Annotated in this window: 8 protein-coding genes, 1 tRNA gene and 1 pseudogene; 7 read left to right on the top strand and 3 right to left on the bottom strand. The window is 60.8% G+C overall.

The window, feature by feature from the left end:
* On the top strand, positions 1–752 hold a 752-nt coding region (locus E8E91_RS14960), incomplete at its 5' end, for an OprD family outer membrane porin (protein WP_280376389.1).
* A gap of 367 nt (positions 753–1119) precedes the next feature.
* Here the strand turns inward: E8E91_RS14960 and E8E91_RS14965 are convergent.
* The 3 genes from E8E91_RS14965 to pcsA all read right to left on the bottom strand — a co-directional run bounded on the left by E8E91_RS14965 (position 1120) and on the right by pcsA (position 2879).
* A complete protein-coding gene (locus E8E91_RS14965) occupies positions 1120–1539 on the bottom strand; it encodes a cupin domain-containing protein (protein ID WP_280376390.1) in 420 nt (139 codons plus the stop codon).
* Positions 1540–1547: 8 nt separating this feature from the next.
* Entirely contained in the window at positions 1548–1988 is a 441-nt protein-coding gene (locus tag E8E91_RS14970) for a carboxymuconolactone decarboxylase family protein (protein WP_280376392.1), read from the bottom strand.
* Positions 1989–2156: 168 nt separating this feature from the next.
* The gene (pcsA, locus tag E8E91_RS14975; protein WP_190827799.1) at positions 2157–2879 is read right to left on the bottom strand and encodes a phosphatidylcholine synthase; all 723 of its coding nucleotides are present in this window, start codon (positions 2877–2879) and stop codon (positions 2157–2159) included.
* Positions 2880–3142: 263 nt separating this feature from the next.
* Between pcsA and E8E91_RS14980 the strand changes: the two genes are divergently transcribed.
* The 6 genes and pseudogenes from E8E91_RS14980 (at position 3143) to E8E91_RS15005 (ending at position 8470) form a co-directional block, all read left to right on the top strand.
* Positions 3143–3355, top strand: coding sequence for a cysteine-rich CWC family protein (locus tag E8E91_RS14980; protein ID WP_280376394.1), 213 nt, complete (start codon positions 3143–3145; stop codon positions 3353–3355).
* Complete coding sequence (locus E8E91_RS14985) at positions 3355–4047, top strand: pseudouridine synthase (protein ID WP_280376395.1); 693 nt, start codon at positions 3355–3357, stop codon at positions 4045–4047. Before E8E91_RS14980 ends, E8E91_RS14985 begins: the two co-directional genes overlap by 1 nt.
* Positions 4048–4445: 398 nt before the next feature.
* Positions 4446–5327: an alpha/beta hydrolase gene (locus E8E91_RS14990; protein ID WP_280376397.1), complete on the top strand. Its 882-nt coding sequence runs from the start codon at positions 4446–4448 to the stop codon at positions 5325–5327.
* Positions 5328–5423: 96 nt separating this feature from the next.
* Positions 5424–5497: transfer RNA gene (locus E8E91_RS14995), tRNA-Gly, on the top strand.
* Positions 5498–5982: 485 nt separating this feature from the next.
* Positions 5983–6720, top strand: coding sequence for a serine protease (locus E8E91_RS15000; RefSeq protein ID WP_280376399.1), 738 nt, complete (start codon positions 5983–5985; stop codon positions 6718–6720).
* A 574-nt stretch (positions 6721–7294) separates the two neighbouring features.
* Positions 7295–8470 (top strand): annotated as a pseudogene (locus E8E91_RS15005) (IS3 family transposase).
* Positions 8471–8478: the final 8 nt, after the last annotated feature.

The following is an 8478-nucleotide window of genomic DNA, read 5'->3' on the forward strand; positions in this document are numbered from 1 at the left end:
TCGACGCCGGCCGCCTGCGCCAGGTCAACCAGCGCGACTCCTCCGATTACGAAGACATGAGCATCACCACGGTGGGCGTGAAGAACATCCGCGCGCGCCAGACCACCAGCGACGCCTTCGACTTCGCCAACCTCAGCTACAAGTGGAATGACGCCCTCACCGCCGGCTACGGCTTCGGTCGCCTGGACGACTTCTACCGCCAGCACCTGCTGAGCCTGAACCACCTGTTGCCACTCGGCGACGGCCAGAGCCTGAAGAGCGACCTGCGCTTCGCCCGTTCCACAGACGAAGGCGGCAGCAATGTCGACAACAAGGCCTTCGGCGCCATGTTCACCTACGGTATCGGTGGCCACGCCCTGGGCCTGGGTTACCAGCGCATGAGCGGCGACACCGGCTTTGCCTACGTCAACGGCAGCGACGCCTACCTGGTGAACTTCGTGCAAATCAGCGACTTCGCCAACCGCGAAGAACGCTCATGGCAAGCCCGCTACGACTACAACTTCGCCGCTGTGGGGATTCCCGGGTTGACCTTCATGACCCGCTACCTCAGCGGCGACGACGTGGAACTGGGCGCCGGTCGCGAGGACGGCAAGGAATGGGAGCGCGACACCGACATCGCCTACGTAGTGCAAAGCGGCCCGCTGAAGAACCTCGGCCTCAAATGGCGCAATGCGACCGTGCGCTCGACCAATTTCGGCAACGACCTGGACGAGAACCGCCTGATCCTCAGCTACACCCTGCCGCTCTGGTAACGCCGAGGATCTGTGGGAGCGAATTCATTCGCGAAAACGGACCGCAGGTTCGCCCTGGGTGTCCCAAGGGGCCGCTACGCGGCCATCGCGAATGAATTCGCTCCCACAAGCAAGGCCTCAGCTCTTGTAGGTTGGCGCAGAGCGCAGCGAAGCCCAACACAACGGATTCCACCCGCCAGCATTTGTAGGAGCGAGCTCTGCTCGCGAACCTTCCGAGCCGGCCCCTTTCGCGAGCAAGCTCGCTCCTACACAAAGCTGTGCTGCGTATTTCGATCGACCTACGGCATCCGGCAGCACCCACCTATACGTAGGTTGCGGCTGAGCTACGCGAAGCCCAACGAACGCGCGTTCCGGCAGCCGAGCACCATCACTGCTTGTAAGGCTCCAGAGCCGCTTCCTTCGGGCCCTTCAGCATCCACACCACCAGCTTCGCCGGCTTGGATTCGCTGGCGTTGCGCGATTGCAGGTGGACGCTGCCAGCGGGTTCGTACCAACTTTCGCCCGCCTTATAGTGCTTGGCTTCCTCGCCCTTGAGCTGGGAGATCACCTCCCCTTCCTCCACGTAGGCGAACACCGAACCCGCATGAATGTGAGCCACGGAGCGCTGCCCTGGCGCATAGTCCACGGTCAGCAGGATGGCCTGCTTACCAGGTGCGTTGAGCAACTTGTGATCCTGCAGGATGCTGACTTGCTCCTGGCCCTCGCCCGCTTCGTGCGCATACGCCAGGGGGAGGTTCAACAGCACCAGGCCGGCGGCCAGGGCACTCAAAGTCTTCAGATTGCGCATGGTTGGCCTCACTCGCTCGGGATTTTGCGGAAGCCGACTGCCAGCCGATTCCAGGAATTGATGGTGCTGATGGCAAGGGTCAGGTCCACGCGCTCGCGCTCGCTGAATTCTTCCGCGAGTTGGGCGTAGTCCTCGTCTGGTGCGTGGGTTTCAGAAAGGCGCGTCAGGGCTTCGGTCCAGGCCAGCGCAGCACGCTCGCGCGGTGTGAAGAAGGGGCTCTCGCGCCAGACGGCCACCGCGTAAAGACGGCGTTCGGTTTCGCCGCGCTTGCGGGCGTCCGTGCTGTGCAGGTCGACGCAGAAGGCGCAGCCGTTGAGCTGCGATGCACGCAGCTTCACCAGCTCGATCAGCGGCTTTTCCAGCGGCAGTTTGCTCACCGCGGCGTCCAGGGCGAGCATCGCCTTGAGGGCATCGGGGGAAGCGGCGTAGAAATCCAGGCGTGGGGTCATCGGGGCATCCTCGGGGTGGGAAGGGATGCCTTCAAACTACTGCTGGCGGGGTCTTTGACCTACGGCCAATTGGCCTGAATACGGGGAGGCCAATCCTGAGCCAGAAGCGACTGTGGGAGCGAATTCATTCGCGAATGAATTCGCTCCCACAGAAAGGTAAAGCGGATCTCAAGCCTTGAGCTTGTGGGTCCAGTCCAACAGGCTGCGCCACAGGCAAATGCCGACGAAGTAGGCCGACGCCAACCACCAGATGCCCAGCACCAGCGACTTGTAGAACGGGTGCTGGAGGATGAGGAGCATGCTGCTGATCATCCACACGAAGGTGACCACGATGTTCAGCGGCATCAGCTTGCGCACCCGGAACGGGTGGAGGAATTTCAGCTTGGTCAGGGTCAGCGCGGCGAGTACGCAGATCAGCAGCAGGCTCACCACCGCCGGCGGGTCGATGATCCAGACGTACAGCGCCACCACGTTCCAGGCTGCGGGGAAACCGACGAAATAGTTGTCGCTGCTCTTCATGTTCAGGTTGCAGAAACAGAACAGCGACGACACCAGGATCAGGCTCACCGCCACCAGCGCCGTGTGATCCGGCAGGTCGATGTAGCGGTAGATGAAGATCGCCGGGATGAACACGTAGGTGAGGTAGTCGATCACCAGGTCCAGCGTGGAGCCATCGAAGTTCGGCAGCATGGTGCTGGTCTGCACGCGGCGCGCGAGCGTGCCATCGAGGCCGTCGACCAGCAGGGCCGCACCGAGCCAGAGCAGGCAGTCGCGGGGTTGGTTGTCGAATAGGGCGAGAATGGCCATCAGGGCCAGCACGACGCCGGTGGCGGTGACACCGTGAGCGGACCAGGCCTTGGCTTTGTTGACGGCAGTGATGTTGGTGGACACGAGGCAGCTCTGCTCAGAATGGTGGGTTACAGAATCGATAGACCGCGATTATGCGTCAGCTGCTTCAGGGCCTTCAGACTTTTGTGAATCCGGCCATGTCGCTTTCAGACATCTTCACCTTGCATATTCGAGCCTAGGTCATCCGCGCCGGACGGCAACGTCCAACACCGCACGATCATCGGGAAATAGCGCCCATCGGCACGGGCTTGCAGCCAGGCGCGCAAGGTTGCACCCTTGCGCCCTTTCCGCCGCGAACCACCTTCATGAGCGCCCCGTCCGATCCCACCCGCTGCCCGCTTTGCGGCCAGAGCAACCAGTGCACCCAGGTCGATCCCACGCGCGCCGGGCAGGCATGCTGGTGCTTCACGGCAACGATCGATCCCGCTGCGCTCGAACGCATTCCTGCGCAAGACATTGACCGCGCCTGCCTGTGCCCCCGCTGCGCACAGGCGCTGCCACCCGATGCACCAAACTGATGCGCCTTGATCGTTTTTTGAGCAACTTCGCCGAGTTCAACCGCCTCGACGCTCGCCTGCTGCTGGCCGCCGGTCGGATTCGGGTCGATGGTCATCCGGTCAGCGACGGTCGCATCGACATCCGCGAGTTCAATCGCGTGGAACTCGACGAACGCGTGCTCCAACCCGGCAAGCCCGCGCGCTATTTCATGCTCTACAAGCCCTCCGGTCACGTCAGCGCCACCGAGCACCCGGAGCATCCCACCGTGCTCGACCTGCTCGACGAGCCCGACAAGCACGAACTGCATCTGGGCGGGCGACTGGACCTCACCACCACCGGCCTGCTGCTGATCACCAACGACGGGCACTGGTCACGCCGGCTCACCCTGCCCGGCAGCAAGCAGCCCAAGGTCTACTACGTGGAAACCGAGCAGCCCATCGAAGCCGAGTACATCGAGACCTTCGCCCAAGGGCTGTACTTCGCCTTCGAGGACCTCACCACCCTCCCCGCCCAGCTGGAGATCCTCGACACACGCGCCGCCCGCCTGACCCTGCACGAGGGCCGTTATCACCAGGTGAAGCGCATGTTCGGCCACTTCCGCAACCGCGTCGTGCGCCTGCATCGGGAGAGCGTCGGCCCGCTGCAACTGGACCCGCACATGCAGCCGGGCGACTACCGGTCGCTCACAGCTGAAGAAGTGGCCTGCTTTTAGCTAGAAACATTCCGAGTCACATCGGGATCGAATAAACCGACGAACTGCAAGAATTTTTCCTTTCAATGAGCTTGCAGGGGTAAAGAGGCCCTGCTTAAATCGAACCCAAGGTCAGAGCGTGACCAAAGAGTCACGACGATCGTCTAAGCGTTCCCTGCGGCATCCTGTGCTCTGCACTCGTAGGTTCCCTGCCTGGTTAGAAGACCCCGTCCGGTGCTTGAAAAAGCGCCGGAACCCGCCGTCTTTTTTCGACCTAACCGCTTGAAATATAAAGAATTTTAAAAATTTCCGTCTGACATTCGATTGTCATCGAAAGACGTTTTCCTACTGCCAAGACTTAGAGCGGGCCAAGCCGTTGAGAGGGCCCGCATGACCCATCTGCGCCAGGAGGAAACGACATGAGGCCGGAAACCGCCATCGTCGAGATTCACAGCCAGTACAAGGTTTACACGGAGTTCTACGGCAACCCGGAAGCCAAGGAGACCATCATTCTGGTCAACGGCTCCTTGTCGACGACTGCCTCGTTCGCGCAGACAGTGAAATACCTGCAACCGCACTTCAACGTGGTGCTCTTCGACGAGCCCTATGCCGGCCACTCCAAGCCGCATAACGACAACACCCGCTTCATCAGCAAGGAGACCGAGGCCGACATCCTCCTCCACCTGATCGAGCACTTCCGGGTGGATTACCTGGTGTCCTTCTCCTGGGGCAGCGTTTCCGCCCTGCTCGCCCTGGCCCAGTGCCCGGCGCGCATCAAGAAGGCCGTGGTGACCTCCTTCTCGCCCATCCTCAACGAACCGATGATGGACTACCTCACCCGTGGCCTGGACTGCCTCGCCGCCATCGACCGCGACGCCGTGGGACACCTGGTGAACAACACCATCGGCAAGCACCTGCCGAGCCTGTACCAGCGCTTCAACCACAAGCACTGCTCCAACCTGGACGAGCACGAATACCTGCAGATGCACTACCACATCCGCCAGGTGCTCAACATGGATTCGCGCTGCTACGTGGATTGCCTGGCTGACGTGGACATCCCACTGCTGTTCATCAACGGCGACCGCGACGAGTACACCTCCGCCGAGGATGCCCGCCACTTCGCCAAGCACGTACGTGATTGCCAGTTCGCCACCATCGACAACGCCGGCCACTTCGTCGACGTCGAAAACAAGGCAGGCTGGCTGCAAACCCAGCAGGCGATGCTGGGCTTCCTCAAGTCCAAGGCCACCAAGGGCATCGCTCGCCCACAGGTTGCCGACTACCAGGCCGTTGCCGTTTGAACGCGTGGCCGCCCGGGCAGGTGCAAGTATTTCAGTAACTTGTGACTGCCTCGGGCTTCACCTAGCCGATCGCTTCTGGTAAAAATGGCACCCTTCGCGGGCGTCGTATAATGGCATTACCTGAGCTTCCCAAGCTCATGACGAGGGTTCGATTCCCTTCGCCCGCTCCAAAATCCCCTGACTAAGCCCCTGATTCATGAGTTTTTTTCGTTTCTGGGCTCTGGCAGTGTCGATGAAGTGTCGAAATCTGCCTATCTGCTTCTCACGCGTGGATACCGCTCAAGAAAGCTGATCGCCCACAAAAGCGCCCAGCATTCCGCAAGCACGATGAATCCTACCCAGAGAAACGTCGCGACTTTGGCGAAGTGGAACTTCCGGGTTTGCCGTCAGGTGCGAGTTTTCTTCTGCTCAGGTGATCGATATCTTCATAGGCAGTTTGTCGACCGACTTAATCTGCTGGTCGTAGTCAACTGGCTCGTCCAGGCGGATGCTAGAACAGGCATGCCTGTTTTCCTTTCTGATCCGCCACCGGTCGGCGTCCTGCTCAACTCCATAAGCGTCAGAGGGCCTTGCTGGGCAAACTGCCGACAGGGGTAACGCAAGTTGCCCCGCTGCGGCGGCGGTCCCTCGGTCACGAGCCAATGGAGCTTACGCAATGTCGGTAATCGAACCACTGTTGCTAAGCACCGTGCGCATTTGCACCTATGCAGGGTCGCGCGTACTGACCAATGCCAGCGGCTTCTTTTTCACGCGGGACGAGCGCCTGTTCCTGGTCACCAGCCGGCATGTGATGCTGGATGCGTCGAGCCGACATTTCCCTGACCGCCTCGAAATCGAGCTGCACACCGATCGGCATAATTTGGCGCGTTCCTGCAGCTTCTCCGTGCCGCTGTATCGTGACGGTAAGAGCCTGTGGCGCCAGGGGCAGGATACGGCAGGTGGTATCGATGTCGCGCTGATCGAGATGGAGCGTGCGGCGTTGCCGAGCGAGATGGTTTACCACGCTTTCACACCGGGGCACCTGCAGTCTCCCAGCGACCTGATCGAGGTCGGCACTGCCCTGTTGGTGGTGGGATTTCCCTTGGGATTCCACGACAGCCTGCATCACATGCCGGTGGTACGGCATGCCATTGTTGCCTCTTCGTTCGGCCTACGTTTCCAGGGGCAGGGCTATTTCCTCACCGACGCACGCACCCACCGTGGCACAAGCGGAGCACCGGTGGTGATGCGGATGATGGATGATTGCAGGAGCTCGGAGGATCTGCCCTGGATCTTGCTCGGCATTCATTCGGCGCGCCTCGATCTGGGCAGCCGCGACCTGGTACAAGACGAAGCGCTTGGACTCAACTGTACCTGGTATGCCGATATCCTGATGACCCTGAGTGCAAACTGACGGATGAGGCAGTTGTAATCGGCGCAGAGATCATTTGACGTGGAGGCCTCTGACGATGGGCAGGCAGGACTCCCTCGCTTTCGCGCAGGCCGCAGGCTGCGCTCAGCCCTCGATCGCCAGTGCATTCTGGTTTGACTTTGCTGAGCCAGGGCTGCAGTCAGTGCGGCCTTGTCTGACATGCGTCCCTCCTTGGGCCTGATCCTGAGGTTGAAGCCGTGCGCGGCACCTAGGCCCTCAAGATCAGCACTCCGGGGAGCTGAAGATAGGCGTGCCGTTCTGGTCGATGCGCAAAATCTTACTCAGCGCGTGCTGGGCAGCGGATGCCGCATCGGACAGCAATTTGAAACACGCCTGGTCGCATACCAGGTGATAGATGGGTTCGGATGTCAGTCCGTGTTTTCTAATCGCAACGAATGCAAGCACACGGCCGCCGCTCACTTCGGCTGTGCTCCAAGCCACATAGCCTGGAAATTCTCGCCTTTTCATGACGTTCTCAATCATTGGGGAGTGAGATTGAAGTGGCCTAATGATTCTGGACACCCCGATAGGGCGTTAAGCTGCGCCCAAGCAAGAGGTGTTCATGAGCAGAAGATCATTCAGTCCGGAATTCAAACTCGAGGCCGCCAGCCTGGTGGTCGATCAAGGCTATTCCATACCGGCAGCCTGCAAGGCGATGGGGGTAGGCCCAACTGCCATGCGGCGCTGGGTCGAGCAATTGACCCTGGAGCGCCATGGCAAGACGCCGGAGCACAGCAAGGCCATGACGCCGGAGCAGCGGCGAATCCAGGAGCTGGAGGCCCAGGTGCGGCGGCTGGAGCGGGAGAAAGAGATCTTAAAAAAGGCTACCGCTCTCTTGATGTCAGACGCCCTCGATTAGTGCGCTTAGTCGAGTCATTGGGTGAGCACTATCCACGGGCAGAGCTTTGCCGGCTGTTCGGCATCAATCGCAGCAGTGTCTATGCCGCCGCTAAGTCAGCAGCTCGCGGTAATCAGCCGCACGCCAGGTTGCGACAGCGCTTGGTGGAGCTGCATGTCCAGAGTCGGCGTTCGGCAGGCGCCCGGACGCTCGCGGCGGCTTTGCGCCAGGAAGGCTGGGCAGTGGGTCGATTCCTGGCCGGCCGTCTGATGAAAGAGGCCCAGTTGTTCAGCTCGCAACGCCGTCGACACCGTTACCGCCCAACTGAGGGTGAGAGTGCCAAAGCGTCGAACGAACTGGACCGGCAATTCCGCACCCACGGCCCCAATCAGGTGTGGTGCGGTGACGTGACGTACATCTGGGCCGGCGGGCGCTGGATCTACTTGGCCGCGATCATGGACCTGTATGCGCGGCGGATTGTGGGTTGGGCAATGTCCGATCGTCCGGACTCGCAGCTTACCGGACGTGCTTTGCGCGTGGCCTATGAGGCTCGCGGTTGCCCCGCCGGCGTGCTGTTTCACTCCGACCAGGGCAGCCACTACAGCAGTCAGGAATTTCGACAATTGCTCTGGCGGCATCGAATCCGCCAGAGCATGAGTCGTCGCGGCAATTGCTGGGACAACGCCCCGATGGAGCGTTTCTTCCGGAGCCTCAAATCCGAATGGATACCGGCTTCGGGTTACGCCAGCCAAGCCGAAGCAGAGGCTGATGTACTGCGCTACCTGACCGACTACTACAACCACCGACGGCCACACAGCTACAACAGCTACCAGACACCGGCACAGCGCGAAGCGCTGGCTGGATAGACCTAAACCGGTGTCCAGTTTTACTTGACCACTTCA

Origin of the sequence: Pseudomonas sp. BN515 (assembly GCF_029873155.1) — a bacterium.
GTDB lineage: Bacteria > Pseudomonadota > Gammaproteobacteria > Pseudomonadales > Pseudomonadaceae > Metapseudomonas.